This window comes from Actinomadura rubrisoli (genome assembly GCF_004349215.1).
Lineage (GTDB): Bacteria > Actinomycetota > Actinomycetes > Streptosporangiales > Streptosporangiaceae > Spirillospora > Spirillospora rubrisoli.
Genome location: NZ_SMKU01000206.1, coordinates 1 through 16,156, shown reverse-complemented (window position 1 = coordinate 16,156; position 16,156 = coordinate 1). Strand labels below are relative to the sequence as shown.

Here is a 16,156-nt window from a genome sequence, read left to right as displayed (position 1 = left end):
CGGTTGACCTCTTCGGGCATGGTCATGTCGAAGCTGCGCAGCCCGGCCTCCACATGGGCGACCGGGATGTGCAGCTTGGCCGCGACCAGCGCGGCGGCGATCGTCGAGTTCACGTCGCCGTACACGATGACGAGCACGGGTGAACGGCTCGTGAACTCCTTCTCCAGCCCGATCATGAGCGCGGCGGTCTGCTCGGCGTGCGTGCCGGAGCCGACGCCGAGGTTGACGTCGGGCTCCGGGAGGCCCAGCTCGTCGAAGAAGATCTCCGACATCCGCGCGTCGTAGTGCTGGCCGGTATGGACCACCGCCTGCTCGGCGCCGGCCGCGCTCAGGGCGCCGATCACCGGGGCGGCCTTGACGAAGTTCGGCCGCGCCCCCAGGACGTGCACGATGGGTGCCAACACAATTTCCCTTCTGTTCATCGGGGTTGCCTACGCTCGCCCGCCGTGCTCAAAAAACCCGTCTACCTGCTGGGACTGACCTGGCGCCAGCTCCGCGACGACCCGGGGCGGGCGCCCCGGCTCGCCGTGCGGCTGCTGGCCCGGGTGGTTCCCGGCCCCCCCGGCGCCCGCCTGCGGCACTCGCGTCTCGCGGTGCCGAAGCCCCGGGGCCTCCAGCGCGAGACCACCGAGCTGCGCGCCCTGCTGGCCCGCGCACCGCAGGCCCCCGCCGCTCCGCGGAAAGACAACGACCTCGCTCCCCCCTCCGGGACGTGCGTCCTGCAGCTGGTGACGAACGCGCTCCCGCGCACGAACGCCGGCTACACCGTCCGGACGCACCGGATCGCACTGGCGCAGCGGGAGGAGCTCGGCCTGGACACCCACGTGGCGACCCGCCTCGGCTACCCCCTCAGCCAGGGCGTCGGCGACGCGCGGCCCCTTGTGGAGGTCGACGGCGTCCCCTACCACCGGCTGATCCCCTGGCTGCCGCCCTCGAACCCCGTCCGGGCGGTCGGCAAGGGCGCCGACCTCGCCGGGCGGCTGGTGCGCGAGCTGCGGCCCGCGGTGCTGCACGCCGTCAGCAACCACCTGAACGCCGCCGTCGCGCTGGAACTCGGCCGCCGGCACGGGCTGCCCGTCGTCTACGAGGTGCGGGGCTTCTTGGAGGATTCCTGGCTGTCGCGTGACCCCGCCCATAAGGAGACGGACGAGTTCTACCGGCTCACCCGCGAGCTGGAGACGCGGCGCATGGCCGAGGCCGACGCCGTCGTCACGCTCGGCGAGGCGATGCGCGCGGAGATCGCGTCCCGCGGCGTCCCCGCCGAGAAGATCTTCACGGTGCCGAACGGCGTGGACGAGGCGTTCCTGCAGCCGCTCCCGGACGCGGCGGACCTGCGGGTCGACCTCGCCATCCCGGCGGACGTGCCGGTCGTCGGCCTCACGTCCTCGTTCTACGGCTACGAGGGCATCGACACGCTGATCGAAGCGGCGGCGCTGCTGCGCGACCGGGGCACGCCCGTCACGCTGCTGCTGGTGGGCGACGGCCCCGAGCGCGGCGCGCTCGAAAGGCGCGCGGCCGGGCACGGCGTTCACGCCGTGTTCACCGGGCGCGTGCCGATGGGCTCCGTTCGTCGCTACCACTCGATCCTCGATGTCTTCGCGGTCCCCCGCCGTGCGGACCGGGTCTGCCAATTGGTCACGCCCCTCAAGCCGATCGAGGCGATGGCCGGGGGAATCCCAGTAATAGCAAGTGATGTCAAGGCTCTTCGCGAAATCGTGGAACCGGGCGTGACGGGCACGTTAACACTTCCGGAAGACCCGGAAGCATGGGCGAATTCCCTCGATGAGCTCATTTACGCTCCAGAAAGACGCCGGAAAATCGGACAGTCGGCTCGGGAGTGGGTGAGGGCGGAGCGCACGTGGCGGGCCGTCGCGGCCGGCTACCGGGCGGCATACGCCATCACATAGAACTTCGAAGGGAGCCGGGTATGGATCTGGTGGTCATCGGACTCGGCTACGTGGGACTCCCTCTCGTGCGGGAGGCCTGCCGGGCGGGGCTGGAGGTCGGCGGGTTCGACCGCGACGCGCGCGTGGTCGCCGGGCTCAAGGCCGGTCTGTCGCACATCGACGACGTCTCGCCCGCCGAGGTCGAGAAGATGCTCGGGGCCGGATTCGCCCCGAGCCTCGACGAGAACGTCCTAGATGGCGCCCGCACCGTGGTCATCTGCGTCCCGACTCCCTTGTCGGACGAGGGCGGCCCGGACCTGACCGCCGTCCGGGGGGCCGCCGAGACGGTCGCCCGGCACCTGGAGCCGGGGGTGCTGGTGGTGCTGGAGTCGACCACCTACCCCGGGACCACCGAGGAGGTCGTCCGCCCGATCCTGGAGAAGTCCGGCCTTGTGGCGGGGGACGAGTTCCACCTGGCGTTCTCACCGGAGCGCATCGACCCGGGCAACCCCGTCTACGGGGTCCGCAACACGCCCAAGATCGTCGGGGGGCTGACGCCGGCGTGCGCGTCGGCCGCCTCGGCGTTCTATGGCAAGTTCGTGGACCGGGTGGTCGAGGCCAAGGGCACCCGCGAGGCCGAGATGGCCAAGCTTTTGGAGAACACCTACCGGCACGTCAACATCGCGCTGGTCAACGAGATGGCGGTGTTCTGCCACGAGCTGGGCATCGACCTGTGGGACGCGATCGACTGCGCGGCCACCAAGCCGTTCGGCTTCCAGGCGTTCCGGCCGGGGCCGGGCGTGGGCGGGCACTGCATCCCGATCGACCCGAACTACCTGTCGTACAAGGTCCGCTCGCTGGGCTACCCGTTCCGGTTCGTGGAGCTGGCGCAGGAGATCAACGAGCGGATGCCGCGCTACGTGGTCGAGCGGGCCCAGCAGCTCCTCAACCGCGAGGGACGGGCTCTGAAGGGCGCGAAGGTCCTCTTGCTGGGGGTCACCTACAAGGCCGACATCGCCGACCAGCGCGAATCCCCGGCCCGCCCCGTCGCGCGGCGTCTGGCCCGGCTCGGCGCCGACCTCTCCTTCCACGACCCGTACGTCTCCGACTGGGAGGTCGAGGGCGCGGAGGTGCGCAACGCCGGCGACGACCTCGCCACGGCCCTGGAGGGCGCGGATCTCGCGATCGTGCTGGCCGACCACGGGTCCTACGACGCGGCGACGCTCGCGCGTCATTCGCGGCTGCTGTTCGACACCCGGGGCCGCGCGCGCGAGGTCCAGGGCGAGACCGTCGAGATGCTCTAGGGCCCTAGCAGAAGTGAGTGACTTGCCCGGCGGCGTCCACCTTCTGGACGACGGGAATTCATCGGTGATTTCCATGGCCGTCCAAGACTCGGCCTCAGGCGATATTTCGGCATGTTGCGGAGTGAGTGGAATGCGGGTCTGTGTCTGCACGATCGTGCATCATCCGGAGGATGCGCGCATTCTGCATCGGCAGATACGCGCGCTCCTCGACGCCGGGCACGAGGTCACCTATATCGCCCCATTCCGGGCATGCAACGTGACCCCGTGGCGCGAGATCAGTCCGGTGGACGTGCCGCGGGCGACGGGGCGGCGGAGGGTCCGCGCCCTCCGCGCCGCCCACCGGGCGCTCACCGAGCACGCCGCGTACGCGGACCTGATCCTCCTGCACGACCCCGAGCTGCTCGTCTCGATGCCCCGCGCGGTACGCGAGCGGACGGTCGTGTGGGACGTCCACGAGGACACCGCCGCCGCGCTCACCGCCAAGGGCTGGGTGCCCCGCCCGGTGCGCCCCTTCCTGCGCCCGGCCGTCCGGCGGCTGGAGAAGCGCGCCGAGCGGCGGCACCGGCTGCTGCTCGCCGAGGAGGGCTACCGGGACCGGTTCCGCGACGAGCACCCGGTGGTGCCCAACACCACCTACGTCTCCGACCTGCCCCCCGGCCCGCCGGACGGCCGCCGCGCCGTCTACGTCGGGCACCTGTCGGTCGCGCGCGGCGCCCTCGACATGATCGAGATGGCCCGGCTGCTGGCCCCCGAGGGCATCATGGTCGAGCTGATCGGCGCGGCCGACGCCGCGGTCCGTCCCGCGCTCCGCGACGCCCAGCGCGAGGGCGTCCTCCGCTGGTACGGGTTCGTCCCGAACGACCGCGCCCTGCGGATCGCCGAGGGCGCGATGGCCGGCCTCGCGCTCCTGCACGACGAGCCCAACTACCGGCACTCGATGCCGACCAAGGTCGTGGAGTACATGGCCCGCGGGGTCCCGGTGATCAGCACGCCGAACCCGCCCGCCGTGGACATCGTCGATCCGTCCGGCTGCGGGCTGATCGTCCCCTTCGGCGACCCGGCCGCCGCCGCGGACGCAGTCCGCCGCCTCCGCGACGACCCCGAGCTGCGCGTCGGCATGGGCAAGCGCGGCTACGAGACGGCCCGCGCGCGCTTCCACTGGCCCGTCCACGCCGAGCGCTTCGTCGCCCAGCTGGAGGGCTGGGCGGGCCGCAGCCCCGCCTTCGTCGCCGACCCGGAACCCGTCCCCGAGTTCTGAACCCGCCGCACGTCAGCGGGGCGGGTCAGCGGAGGCGGAGGGCGACGTAGTGGGCGACGCGGGCGGCCGCGCCCGGCGGGTTGCTCGCGTCCACGACCACGATGAAGCGGCCGACGCGCAGCGCGATCGTCCCGGCCGTCGGGCCGATCTCGTACGCCTCGTCGCCGCCGATGTCGCGGCGCTGCCGCACCTGCGCCTGGGTGGCCTGGAGGCTGTCCAGCAGCCGCGAGGCCGTCGCGGGCCCATCGGCCACCCACCGGATGCTCACGGTCAGCCCCCGGACGACCGGCTCCGCCTCGGCCGCGTCCCGCTCCCCGGCCCCGCGCTCCCTGTCGTCGCTGCCTCCGCCGTCGCGGTCTCCGTCCGGCTTCGCGGTGCTCGGGCCGTGGCCGAAGCGGGTGCCGGACGGGCCGGGGGTGGGCTGGGGCGCTCCTGGCGAGGGTGAGGCGCCCGGGCGCGCGTCGTCCTCGTGCGGGGCGCCGTCGCCCGGGGTGCCGTCCTGGCCTGGCCTCGATCCGCCGCGGGCCTTGCGCTGCGGCTCGTACGTGCAGGACACCGGGTGCGGAAGGTGCACCCGCCCGACGCTCGCGCGGGTCGGCCCGGTGGCGTAGGAGTCCAGGCGGACGGCGGCCAGATCGGGCTTTTCGAGAAGGGCGCAGGCGTCCGGCCAGTCGGCCTCCGCCACGCCGCCGAGCTCGGCGGGCCCGGTCCCGGCGGGGCCGCCGCGGAAGGCGATCAGCCGCGCCGAGCCCTCCGGGCGCGGCGGGGCCTCGGCGACCGCCACGTACAGGAGCCCGCCGGCCGCCGCCATCCACGGCCGTACGCCCGGAAGGTCCGGATCGACCGCGATCGGCGCGGGCGCCGTCGTCGTGGTGCCCCCGTCGGCGGAGACGATGTCGATCCCGGCGGGCAGCAGCACCTCCGACAGGCGGGGGCGCAGCGCGTAGACGCGGCCGCCCGCCTGTGCCAGGGCCGCGTAGGCGGGGACGTCGCGGCGCCAGGCCACGCGGCCCGACGGCACGTCCCTCGCCTCCATCCGGGCGGTGCCCTGCCGGGCGCCCTCCGGGCGGAAGACCACCACGAGCCGCCCCGCCGCGAGCACGCTCGGGCACACGGCGTCACCGCAGACGCCGTCGCCCTCCCAGACGCCGAACTGGGTGCCGTGCTGGTCGAACGCGCGGAGCGCCGTCCCGTCCGAGGCCAGGGTCACGCCGTCCAGCATCGCCACCTCGGGCGATTCGGCGGAGCCGAGCGGGCGGCTCCAGCGGATGCGTCCGGACGCCGGGTCGACGGCCAGCAGCCGGCTGCGGCCGGGGCAGTCGAGGGCCAGCGCGGCGAGCGTCTCCCGCGCGTCGGACGGGCGCCCGGCGCCCTCGAACAGCCGGCAGCCGGCCGGGAGCCGCCGCCGCCAGACCTCCGCCCCGGACTCCGCCGACCGCCCGGTCAGCTCCCGGCGCCCCTCGTCGGTGGTCAGCACCACCCCGGACCCGGCGGGCCAGCGCAGCGTCGTCCGGGACGCCGCCGCGGGACGGTCGCCCTCGCGCCGCCACAGCAGCCCGCCCGACAATGCGTCGAACCCGACGAGCAGCCGGTCGTCGCGCCGCCCGTCCCGCTCGAAGTAGGCGATCAGCCGGGACCGGGTGGCGGACCAGCCGAGCAGCGTCCACCCGGAGCGGCGGTAGCTCCAGCGGCCGGCGCCGGTGCGGGCGTCGCGCACCTCAAGGCCGCGTCCGGAGGCCGTCACCACCTGGCCCTGCGCGACGTCGTAGGCGACGCTGTCGTATCCGGCGACGGGCCCGTGGTGCATCCGCGTGGGCTGCTCCCAGCTCGCCGTGAGCGGGCCGGGCGGCGGGCCGACCCCGCTCTGCGGGGCGACCGGCTCGCCGGTGACGGTGTGCCGCACCTGCCACCACTCGGCGCGCAGGACGAACCGGTCGACGAGCACGGCGCACAGCGCGACCGCCACCACGCCCGAGACGACGCCGAGCGCGAGCCGGACCCGCCCCGCGCGCCCGGACCGGCCTCCGGGGCGCTGCCGGCTCCCGACCACGACCGCGCCGCCTCCCTCCCCGTACGGTGTTGCGAGAACGACTCCAACCATGCCCTGAGACGGGCGCCCGCGCGACACGGCCGGGGCAGATCGGAGGAACCGTGGAGGTCTTCACCCGCTGGCGCACGTGGGACGCGGCCCGCGCCGACCTGGCGGCGTCCGGCGCCGAGTCCGGGATCGACCTGGATCGCCTGGAACGGGCGGCGGTGGCGGCGCAGCGGTGGCACGGCGACCAGCGGCGGCCGACGGGCGTCCCCTACGTCGAGCACCTGCTGGAGGCGCTGGAGGTGCTCGTCCGCGGCGCCGGGGTGACCGATCCCGCGATCCTGGACGCCGCGCTGCTGCACGACGTCGTGGAGGACACCGCCGCCACCCTCGCCGAGGTGGAGGCCGCGTTCGGGCCCGAGGTGACCGAGCTGGTCGACTGGGTCACCAAGCCGCCCGCCGGAGGCGCGGGGCGGCAGGCCAAGCGCGCGGCCAAGTCCGCCTACCTGCGCAGACTCCGCGACGCCCCGCCCGCGGCGGTCGCGGTGAAGCTGGCCGACCGGGCGAGCAACGTCCAGCGGCTCGACCAGATGCCGCCGGACTTCCAGCGCCGCTACTACGCCGAGACGGTGACCTACGTCCTGCCGCTCGCGGAGGGGGAGCCCTGGTTCACCGGCTGGTACGCGGCCTGGCGGGACCGCTTCGCCCACCTCAGATGACCGGGCGGTCGCATGTGCGGGATGATGCGGCCATGGAACGCGAATGGGTCGTCGAGGAGAGCGTCGCGGTCGAGGCCGGGCCGAGGGCGGTGTACGCGGCGGTGGCCGATCCCCGGCGGATGCGCGAGTGGAGCCCGGAGGTCTTCGCGGCCTGGGTCCGCGGCCGCGCGATCGTTCCGGGGACGAGGTTCGTCGGGTTCAACCGGCTCGGCTGGCGGGTGTGGTTCACCACCTGCCAGGTGACCGTCGCGGTCCCGGGCGAGGCGTTCGCCTTCCGGGTGTCGAGCTTCGGGATGCCCGTCGCGCTGTGGGGCTACCGCATCGAAGACATCGGCGGCGGCGACGGCGCGCCCCGCACGCGGCTGACCGAGTACTGGGAGGACCTGCGCCGCGACAACCGCGGCGCCGCGTTCGTCTCGCTGCTCGGGAAGCTCTTCACCGGCGTCCCGGCGGACGGGCGCGCGGCCGTCAACCGTAGGGGGATGCGCGCCACCCTCGACCGCGTCAGGTCCGGGGTTGAAAAGGGCCGGGCGGGGTGACAGAAAAACAAGAACCTGTTCTACTAAAGGTGTGACACGCGCCGTGCAAGCCCATGCGATCCAGGGCGAACAGGTCGTCCTCCCGGTGCGGATCCGCGAGGCCGCCGTCGCCTCGGCGATGTTCGCCGTGCCCGCCGCCGCGGCCCAGGCCGTCATCGCCTACTCCGGGCTCGACGTCGCCGAACCGCTGCCCGGCCGCGCGGTGTGCTCGCTGGCGTTCGTCCGCTACACCGACGGCGACCTCGGGCCGTACCACGAGTTCGCGGTCGCGTTCCTCGTCCGGCCTCCCGGGACGCCGCCGCCCGCCGGTGCGCTGGGCCGCCTGCGCGGGCTCTCGGACGTCGGGGCCTTCATCCACTGGCTGCCGGTCGACCAGGAGTTCACGCTGGAGGCCGGACGGACGATCTGGGGCTTCCCCAAGGAGCTCGCCCGCATCCCCATGAACCTCGCCGGACGTGTCAAGCGGTGCGCGGTGCAGTTCGGCGGACGCACCGCGATCGAGCTTTCCGTCCGGCCGGGCCTTCCCGTGCCAGGCACGACCCGAACGCCCAAGGTCGACGCGTACTCGTGCCTGGACGGCGTCACCCGGCGCACGCCGTGGACGGTCGCACCGTCCGATGTGCGGCTCCGCCTTGGCGGCGCCAAGGTCGTCCTGGGCGACCATCCGGTGGCCCAGGAACTGCGCGGTCTAGGGCGTTTCTTTTGGGTCTTGTTCGTCGTGAGCGGCGTCCAGGTGCGTGCATCGCAAGGCGGAGGAGGGAGGCAGCCCGGTGTTGGCTGTCGACCGACGACAACGCGGCGAGGTGCGTGCCTGGGCGCCGCGCAACAGAACGTAGATCCAAAAGAAGCGCCCTATGCCTCGACTGGGCGCGCGCGCTGAGCAGCAGCACGGTCGGGCACCTCGCGATGAGCTTCGAAGGGGCCACACGGGTGCGCGCGTAGCCGCACGCCGCACGGCACGAGTTCGCCTCGCCCCGGTCCGGCGCGCCGGGCGGGCGGCCCTGATGTCCGCTCCACGCTGAACGTCGTGGGGAACGCATAAGCTGTCTCTTTCGCCCCTTCGGGGTGCCGGGGGCCGTCCCCGGCGCAGCAGAGTCGCGAGGAGCAGCCTGCATGTCGTCCAAGGTCACCGGGCGGCCGTCCAGCACCGGCGGCACGGTCAAGGACCAAGAGATCGCCGTTGAGCAGCGCTACGTCGACGTCGCCTACGAGCGGCTGGAGGAGATGCGCGCGGACGCCCAGGCCATGATCCGCGAGGGCTACCGGCAGTCGCTCGCCGGCACCAAGTCCTCGCTCGTCGACCGCGACGCGATGGTCCACCAGGCGGCGCTGCGCGCCCAGGCGCTGGACGTCGCCGACGACGGGCTGGTCTTCGGCCGGCTCGACCTGGCCTCCCAGGAGGTCCGCTACGTCGGCCGCATCGGCGTGCGGACCCGCGACCACGACTCCATCGTGATCGACTGGCGGGCGCCGGCCGCCGAGGACTTCTACCGCGCCACCCCCGAGGACCCGCGCGGCGTGGTCCGCCGCCGCGTCCTGCACTCGCGCGGCCACACCGTCGTCGACCTGGAGGACGACCTGCTCGACCCGGGCGCCGCCGACGGGATGACGGTCGTCGGCGACGGCGCCTTCCTGGCCTCCCTCGCGCGGACCCGCGAGGGCGCGATGCGCGACATCGTCGCGACGATCCAGCGCGAGCAGGACGAGGTGATCCGCGCCCCCGCCGACGGCACGGTGCTGGTGCGCGGCGCCCCCGGGACGGGCAAGACCGCCGTCGCGCTGCACCGCGTCGCCTACCTGCTGTTCCGGCACCGGCGGCGGTTCGGGTCCCGCGGCGTGCTGGTCATCGGGCCGAACCGCCGGTTCACCGCCTACATCGAGCGCGTGCTGCCGTCCCTCGGCGAGGGCTCGGCGACGCTGCGCTCCCTCGGCGACCTGGTCGACGACGCGACCGCCACCGTCCACGACGGCCCCCGGCTCGCCCGCCTCAAGGGCGGGGAGACGATGGCCGCCGTGCTGCGCCGCGCGGTCGCCGACCACGCGCCCGGCGCCCCGGGCGAGCTGCGCGTGGTGTTCAAGGGCGTGGTCGTGACGCTGGAGCGCGACCGCCTCGACCGGATCCGGGCCGAGGTGCACCGGCGCAGCCGCGGCAGCGTCAACGCGGCCCGCGGGCGCGCCGCCGAGCAGCTCCTGGACGCACTGTGGCAGCGTTTCAACGACCTGGGCGGCCCGGAGGCGGCCGAGGCGGCGGAGGGCGCCGAGGCCGGGCTGTGGAACGCGATCCTCGCGGCGGACGGCCTGGACCCGCTCGACGACGAGGCCGACCGCGGGAGGGGCGGGCTTCGGGAGGGCGACGGCGACCCGAAGCGCGCCCAGTTCGACGCCCGCGTCCGCGAGCAGCGCTCGTTCACCGACTTCCTCGTCGCCTGGTGGCCGATCCGGCGCCCGCTGGACGTGCTGCGCTCGCTCGGCGACCCCGACCGGCTGCGCCGCGCGGCGGGCCGCGACCTCGATCGGGCGGACGTCACGCCGCTCGCCGCGTCCTGGGCCGGGGACGGCGCGCCGCTCAGCTACCAGGACGTCGCGCTGCTGGACGAGATCGACGCGCTGCTCGGCCCGCCGCCCCGCCCGTCCCGCCGCCGCCGGGCGCACACCGACGACGACCCGTTCGTGGTGGACGGCGTCAACATCCTCACCGGCGAGGAGGTGGCCGACGAGACGTGGGAGCCGGAGATGCAGGAGCTGTCCACGTCCATGGAGCGGCTGGAGCGGTCGCGGCGCGTCGACGACGGCGTGGTCGAGGAGCGGCCGGAGTACGCCCACATCGTCGTGGACGAGGCGCAGGACCTGTCCCCCATGCAGTGGCGGATGCTCGGCCGCCGCGGCCGCCAGGCCAGCTGGACCATCGTGGAGGACCCCGCGCAGAGCGCCTGGGAGGACCTGGACGCGGCGCGCCGGGCGATGGATGCGGCGCTCGGCGGCGAGCGGCCGTCCTCGCGGGGACGGTCCCGCCGGGGGCAGCGCGGGGGCCGGGGGACCGCGCCGCGCCGGGTCCGCAACGAGTACGAGCTCACCACCAACTACCGCAACTCCACCGAGATCGCGGCCGTGTCGGCGCGGGTGCTGGCGCGGGCGCTGCCCGAGGCGCGGCCGGCCCGCGCCGTCCGGACCTCCGGCATCGATCCCGCCGTGCGGGTCGTCCCGGAATCGGACCTCGCCGGCGCCGCGCGCGAGGCGGTCGAGGAACTGCTCGGCCAGGTCGAGGGCACCATCGGCCTCATCGTCCCGTTCGCGCTGGAGGAGAGCGGGCAACTGGCCCTCCAGCAGGAGGATCCGCCCGTCTGGACCCCGGCCGCCCGCGAGCGGCTCGCCGACGGGCTGCCCGAGCGGGTGCAGGTGCTGGACGTGCTGGAGGCCAAGGGCCTGGAGTTCGACGCGGCCGTGATCGTGGCGCCGGAGACCGTCGCCGCCCAGTCCCCGCGCGGGCTGAGGGTCCTGTACGTCGCCGTCTCCCGCGCGACGCAGCGCCTGACCGTCCTCACCGCCGATCCGGAATGGGAGCGGACGCTCCTCACCGACCGAGGCTGACCCTCCTGGCGTCCACCCCGTCACGGCACCGCGTACCGGTCCCCACCGGCGACCTCTCGGTCGCGACTCCCCCCGGTTACGGCGCCGTCGTGCTGCTGGTCCGTCGTACTAATCGGTCTTGCTGTTACTTTGTGCCGGTCCGTCCTGCGTGTCGTCGTGCCGCCGTCAGGGCCCGTCGTCCGCCGGCTCCTCCTCGTCGGGGGGCGTGGCGGGGACGGGGCCGGCCAGGGCACCGGCGGGCTCCCTGACCACCTCCGGCTCGGCTCGATCGCTGGGCTGCTCCCAGCTCAGATCGACATGGATGATCACGTGGCGCTTCACGAGACGCTTCCTTGTCTGCCGCGCCCGGCCCCGGGACGATCGATCGTCGGGGGTGCGGGGATCGGGGCAATGATCACTGTTGGTTCGGATGCCGCTCGACCAGCCCGACCGAGTACCGGTCGAGCCGCTCGAGAAAGCCGGTGGCCGGCGTCCGGACGCTGCCGACCATGCGGGTACGGGTCCGCCAGCCAAGGCCGACGCAGTGCGCGATGTAGGCCAAGAAGATCAGGACTGCCAGGCTTATGGTCATCGCCAGCTCGAACATGAAGGCCGCTCCTCGATGCTGTTCCCGTGCGCGTGCCCGGGTGCCGTGGGGCTCCTGCGACAGGTGGTGAGATCCGGCTCCTTTCATCCCTCTTGGTAGAACTTTTTGAGCAATCCACCTGTCCTAGATGCATGGGATCCCCTAGGCGAGTAACCTCAGCTGTGCAAGGTGACTCGTCCAAGTCATCCCAACAACTCTCATACGCAGGGATATCCGCCACCATGAGAACTAAACCTGGATCATGGGTACATCCTGGATAGTTGGGCCGATCGGCATGAAACAGCCCAGTGGTGTTGGTCAGACCATCCGGATCGTTGGGATGACAAGGAGAGGCGATGCCCAGCCCCCGCTACCAGGAGATCGCCGACACGCTGCGCGAGAAGATCGAGCACGGCGATCTCACTCCCGGCGAACAGCTGCCGACCGAGAAGGAGCTCGCCAACGAGTACGACACGGCACGCAACACCATCCGCGACGCGATCGCCCAGCTCAAGGTCCTCCAGCTGCTGGAGACCCGGCCGGGCAAGGGCACGTACGTCGTGGAGAAGCCGGAGGTCTTCCGCGTCACACTGACCCCCGAGCAGAAGACGGGGTTCAGCGGCGGCGAGGGCGAGGCGTGGATCGCCGAGGTGAGCAAGGTCGGCCGCAGGGCGACCGCGTCCAAGCCGAACGTCGAGATCAAGACCGGCGACCGGGCCAAGGCGTCCGCCCTGCGCGTGGACTCCGACGAGTCGCTCATCGGGCGCCACCAGCAGCGCTTCATCACCAACAGCGACGGCACCCCGATCCCGTGGTCGCTGCAGACGTCCTACTACCCGTTCTCCTTCGTCGAGCGCGGCGCCACCAAGCTGCTGCGCAACGAGGACATCGTCGAGGGCACGGTCGCCTACCTCCAGGCCACCCTCGGGATCAAGCAGGCCAGCTACCGCGACGGCCTCTCGGTCCGGGCGCCGGACAAGGTCGAGACGGATTTCTTCAACCTGCCGCCCGGGGGCGGCGTCCAGGTGTTCGAGCATCGGCGCACCACCTATGACACCGATGGGACGCCCTGCCGCCACACCATCACCACCTACCGCACCGATCGCAACATCTTCGTCATCGAGGCGGAGATGCCGGCGGACGACGAGGGCTGACCACCCGGACGTGCGGCGAGACGCACCGGCCGGCCATGGTTCGATGGCCGGCCGGGTATTCGTTGTGCCTTTACCTGAGCTATGGGGCGGCATCGTCGCCGCCTTCCCATCCACTCTGGAGACCCGATGTCAGACAACGGCATGCCACCCGGCCACGAGGATCCGAGCCTCGATCTGCTGCGGCCCTACATCACCCGCTCAGCGATGGCGCTGCGCGCGGTGGGGGTCGAGCTTGAGCAGAGCTGGCTCGACCCGAGCGGCCCCCGGGACGCCACGATCCGCTACCTCAAGGACGGCCAGAGCCACGCCCTCGTCTGGGACGAGGAGTCCGGCTGGCGCCTCGGCGGGTTCGTGAGCGGCCGTCCCGGCGAGCGGACGCGGCTGCGTGATCCCCGCTACCTCGGTGGGGAGCTGCTGCTTGCACCGGGTGAGGTCGCGCGGCGCGTGGTGGACGGCGAGTCCGAGCCGTACCGCAGGTTCCGCGACCACGACGAGGACCCCGAGCGCTTCGACGACACCGTGCGCTCGGTGTTCACCGAGTGACCCGTGTTCTCCGAATGACCCGTTGACCCGGCCTCACGCGCGCCCTGACCCGGCCTCACACGCGCCGCCGTGCCGTCTCCTCCGAACCGGGGGGCGGCACGGCGGTCGCGCTTTGCGGCCTGTCCCGATCCGGTCAGCGCCCCGATCCGCGAACGCGGCGCGTCCCGTCCTCCTGCGCGTTCGCGGCAGCGCGAAGGCGCACCGGCGGTCTGACCTCTCGCCCGGCACCACAGAGTGGGTTACGGTGATTGTCTGCCCGAAATCGGGCATGTCACGGCGGCACACAACGGCGGCCACTAATGACCATCTCATTCGTCTGCGCGAACGGGACCGAACGTGGGACCAAGCCTTCAGCTGCGCCCGGCCCTCCCCGGCGACCTCCGGACCCTCACCGCGTTGATCGACGACGCGGCCGACTGGCTCAGGACCAAGGGCACCACCCAGTGGAACCGGCCCTGGCCCAGCCGCGAGGAACGTGACCGGCGGATCTACGAGTCACTGGTCGACGGCGAGAGCTGGATCCTCTGGGACGGCGCGGTGGCGGTCGCCACCGTCTCCCTCACGCCGGAGCCCGACGAGGGCCTCTGGACCGACCTGGAATGCACGGAGCCGGCCGTCTACCTGCACCGGCTCGTCGTCCACCGGAGATACGCGGGCCTGTGGATCGGCGCCCAGCTCCTCGACTGGGCCGCGCAGCGCGCGCGCCGCGAGCACAACGCCCGCTGGATCAGGATCGACGTGTGGTCCGACAACCACGCCCTGCACCGGTACTACCTGGACCGGGGCTTCGAGTGGGTGCGGCGGTCGACCGCGATCCCCGGCTATCCGGCGGGGGCGCTGTTCCAGCGGGACACGCGCCTCGTCCGTCCGGGACCGCGCACGCGGCACGGATCCACGGCGGGCCGCGGCACCGCCCGCGACCGCCTCCGCAGCGAGCCGTCCTGGATCGAGCTGGACATGCCCGCGCGGTCGAACGTCTCCTGAGCAAGGGCCGTCACCCTCTCGGGACCGGAACGCTCGCCGGGGCTGGAACGCCAGGGAGCCTCACGCCAGAGGAACCGGACGCCAGGGAGCCGGACGTCAGAGGAACCGGACGCGCCAGAGGAACCGGGCGTCAGAGGAACCGGACGCGTTCCAGCTCGGCGGAGTCGGGCTCGCGGACGAAGACCGCTCCGCCCTCGTCCGTGATCCGTTCGATCAGCTCGTAGACGATGAGCGCCCGGTTGATGACGTCGGTCTTGGAGTCGCCGGTGCGCCGCACGAGCTCGCCGAGCGCGCCGGCGCCCCGTCCGGTGAGGTTGACGGTCACCCGCTCCTTGGTGCCCGTCGAGTCGCCCGGCGGAGCGCTCTCGTGGGCGTGGCCCGTCAGGGCCGCGTCACCCTTGTTCATCGCGGATCTCCTTAGCCGGGCGCCCGCCCGCCCTGGGGTCCGATGCCTGCCGCATCATCGGCCGTCGGGTCGACGTATGCGGTCAGTATGAGCCGCGACCACATGCCAGTCAACGTCGACGGGCCGAGTTCTGTCCAATTGGCCATCTTCCTACCCGGCAAAGCACGGACTATGCATGCCTCGCGTATGAGTTCTATATGTACTTCGTATGCATATAAGGCTAGCCTCGTATGTAGGTCCCGCTGACGGTGCATGGCGGGGCCGCCTGGGAGGAGGCACATGAGCCCCCGAGACCATCCCCGCCGCCCGAGCCGCGGCGGCCGGCCGCCGCGGCGCGCGCGCCGGGAGTCGATCACCCGGGCCGCCTTCGTCGCGGCCCTCTCGCCCGCCCTGGTAACGCTGGTCCTGCTGGGGCGGGGCCCGCTCGTGCTCGCCCTGCTCGGCCTGCCGACGGCGCTCGTCGCGCTGGTGGTGGTCGCCGTGGCGCTGCGGGTGCGGCACCTGCCCGCCCTCGGCCTCACCCTCATGCTCCTCGCCCTGGTCACCAGGAACAGGGGCCTGGTCCAGAACATCGGCGAGCTGCGCGAGGTGACCGACACCGCCACCGCGGCGCTCGGCGCCCTGAACCGCAAGGACGCTCCACCCGGCACGCACACCGCGTCCCCCGGCAAGCCGGCCTTCCTTGATGGCCCTGATGACGATGGCCCTGATGGCAAGGCGCCGCTCGCGGGGCCCGGCGCAGGCGCGCCGAGCGCGGCACGGCGCCGGTTCTGGGACTGCCTGTTCCCGACCGAGCAGGAGATCCTGGAGGCGCTGGCGCGGCGCGAGGAGTACGCGGCGGGCGCGGTGCTGTTCCGGGAGAACCACCGGGCCGACCGGGTGATCGTCATCGAGGAGGGCACGGTCAAGGTGTCGGTCGACGCGGGCGGCACCGACCGCGAGATCGCCCTGCGCGGCCCCGGCGACCTCATCGGGGAACGCGCGATGCTGCTGGTCCGGGAGCGCTCGGCCACGGTGGTGGCGCTCACCCCCGTCCGGGTCCTGGTCGCCTCGGCGGGCGCGTTCAACGCCTTCCTGGACGAGCACCCGCGCGTGATCGCCGTCCTGGAGCGGCAGTTCTACGACCGCCTCACCCACGACGCGGCGGCCCCCGCCGGGACGCCCTCCCCGGAGGT

At 73.1% G+C, this 16,156-nt stretch carries 16 protein-coding genes; 11 read left to right on the top strand and 5 right to left on the bottom strand.

Features of this window, described 5'->3' with window-relative positions; translation table 11 throughout:
• The coding region (locus E1298_RS30340; protein WP_243725902.1) for a UDP-N-acetylglucosamine 2-epimerase at positions 1 to 389 on the bottom strand (389 nt) is incomplete at its 3' end.
• Positions 390 to 446: 57 nt separating this feature from the next.
• On the opposite strand from E1298_RS30340, the gene E1298_RS30335 reads away from it, so the two are divergent.
• The 3 genes from E1298_RS30335 to E1298_RS30325 all read left to right on the top strand — a co-directional run bounded on the left by E1298_RS30335 (position 447) and on the right by E1298_RS30325 (position 4,448).
• Positions 447 to 1,907 (top strand): glycosyltransferase family 4 protein, encoded by a 1,461-nt coding sequence (locus E1298_RS30335; protein ID WP_243725901.1) that lies wholly within the window; start codon positions 447 to 449, stop codon positions 1,905 to 1,907.
• A gap of 20 nt (positions 1,908 to 1,927) precedes the next feature.
• Positions 1,928 to 3,190 (top strand): nucleotide sugar dehydrogenase, encoded by a 1,263-nt coding sequence (locus tag E1298_RS30330; protein ID WP_131899298.1) that lies wholly within the window; start codon positions 1,928 to 1,930, stop codon positions 3,188 to 3,190.
• A 130-nt stretch (positions 3,191 to 3,320) separates the two neighbouring features.
• Positions 3,321 to 4,448 (top strand): glycosyltransferase family 4 protein, encoded by a 1,128-nt coding sequence (locus E1298_RS30325; protein ID WP_131899296.1) that lies wholly within the window; start codon positions 3,321 to 3,323, stop codon positions 4,446 to 4,448.
• A 25-nt stretch (positions 4,449 to 4,473) separates the two neighbouring features.
• Here the strand turns inward: E1298_RS30325 and E1298_RS30320 are convergent, their stop codons facing one another.
• A complete protein-coding gene (locus E1298_RS30320) occupies positions 4,474 to 6,498 on the bottom strand; it encodes an outer membrane protein assembly factor BamB family protein (protein ID WP_131899294.1) in 2,025 nt (674 codons plus the stop codon).
• A 101-nt stretch (positions 6,499 to 6,599) separates the two neighbouring features.
• On the opposite strand from E1298_RS30320, the gene E1298_RS30315 reads away from it, so the two are divergent.
• The 4 genes from E1298_RS30315 to E1298_RS30300 all read left to right on the top strand — a co-directional run bounded on the left by E1298_RS30315 (position 6,600) and on the right by E1298_RS30300 (position 11,329).
• Entirely contained in the window at positions 6,600 to 7,202 is a 603-nt protein-coding gene (locus tag E1298_RS30315) for an HD domain-containing protein (protein WP_131899292.1), read from the top strand.
• A gap of 32 nt (positions 7,203 to 7,234) precedes the next feature.
• Positions 7,235 to 7,741, top strand: a complete 507-nt coding sequence (locus tag E1298_RS30310; RefSeq protein WP_131899290.1) for an SRPBCC family protein — start codon at positions 7,235 to 7,237, stop codon at positions 7,739 to 7,741.
• Between the two features lie 43 nt (positions 7,742 to 7,784).
• Complete coding sequence (locus tag E1298_RS30305) at positions 7,785 to 8,621, top strand: acetoacetate decarboxylase family protein (RefSeq protein WP_131899288.1); 837 nt, start codon at positions 7,785 to 7,787, stop codon at positions 8,619 to 8,621.
• Between the two features lie 233 nt (positions 8,622 to 8,854).
• The gene (locus tag E1298_RS30300) at positions 8,855 to 11,329 is read left to right on the top strand and encodes a HelD family protein (protein ID WP_131899286.1); all 2,475 of its coding nucleotides are present in this window, start codon (positions 8,855 to 8,857) and stop codon (positions 11,327 to 11,329) included.
• Positions 11,330 to 11,494: 165 nt separating this feature from the next.
• On the opposite strand, the gene E1298_RS48510 is transcribed toward E1298_RS30300, so the two are convergent.
• Together E1298_RS48510 and E1298_RS30295 are read right to left on the bottom strand one after the other, a co-directional pair.
• The gene (locus E1298_RS48510; protein ID WP_165975740.1) at positions 11,495 to 11,650 is read right to left on the bottom strand and encodes a hypothetical protein; all 156 of its coding nucleotides are present in this window, start codon (positions 11,648 to 11,650) and stop codon (positions 11,495 to 11,497) included.
• Positions 11,651 to 11,723: 73 nt separating this feature from the next.
• Positions 11,724 to 11,915: a hypothetical protein gene (locus E1298_RS30295; RefSeq protein WP_131899275.1), complete on the bottom strand. Its 192-nt coding sequence runs from the start codon at positions 11,913 to 11,915 to the stop codon at positions 11,724 to 11,726.
• 335 nt (positions 11,916 to 12,250) lie between these two features.
• On the opposite strand from E1298_RS30295, the gene E1298_RS30290 reads away from it, so the two are divergent.
• The 3 genes from E1298_RS30290 (at position 12,251) to E1298_RS30280 (ending at position 14,575) form a co-directional block, all read left to right on the top strand.
• The gene (locus E1298_RS30290; RefSeq protein ID WP_131899273.1) at positions 12,251 to 13,048 is read left to right on the top strand and encodes a GntR family transcriptional regulator; all 798 of its coding nucleotides are present in this window, start codon (positions 12,251 to 12,253) and stop codon (positions 13,046 to 13,048) included.
• A gap of 126 nt (positions 13,049 to 13,174) precedes the next feature.
• Positions 13,175 to 13,591 (top strand): DUF6292 family protein, encoded by a 417-nt coding sequence (locus E1298_RS30285; protein WP_131899271.1) that lies wholly within the window; start codon positions 13,175 to 13,177, stop codon positions 13,589 to 13,591.
• Between the two features lie 336 nt (positions 13,592 to 13,927).
• A complete protein-coding gene (locus E1298_RS30280; RefSeq protein ID WP_131899269.1) occupies positions 13,928 to 14,575 on the top strand; it encodes a GNAT family N-acetyltransferase in 648 nt (215 codons plus the stop codon).
• Positions 14,576 to 14,705: 130 nt separating this feature from the next.
• Here E1298_RS30280 and E1298_RS30275 read toward each other — a convergent pair whose 3' ends face one another.
• On the bottom strand, positions 14,706 to 14,981 hold the full coding sequence (locus tag E1298_RS30275) for a hypothetical protein (protein ID WP_207944922.1): 276 nt from the start codon (positions 14,979 to 14,981) through the stop codon (positions 14,706 to 14,708).
• Between the two features lie 279 nt (positions 14,982 to 15,260).
• Between E1298_RS30275 and E1298_RS30270 the strand changes: the two genes are divergently transcribed.
• The coding region (locus E1298_RS30270) for a cyclic nucleotide-binding domain-containing protein (RefSeq protein WP_207944921.1) at positions 15,261 to 16,156 on the top strand (896 nt) is incomplete at its 3' end.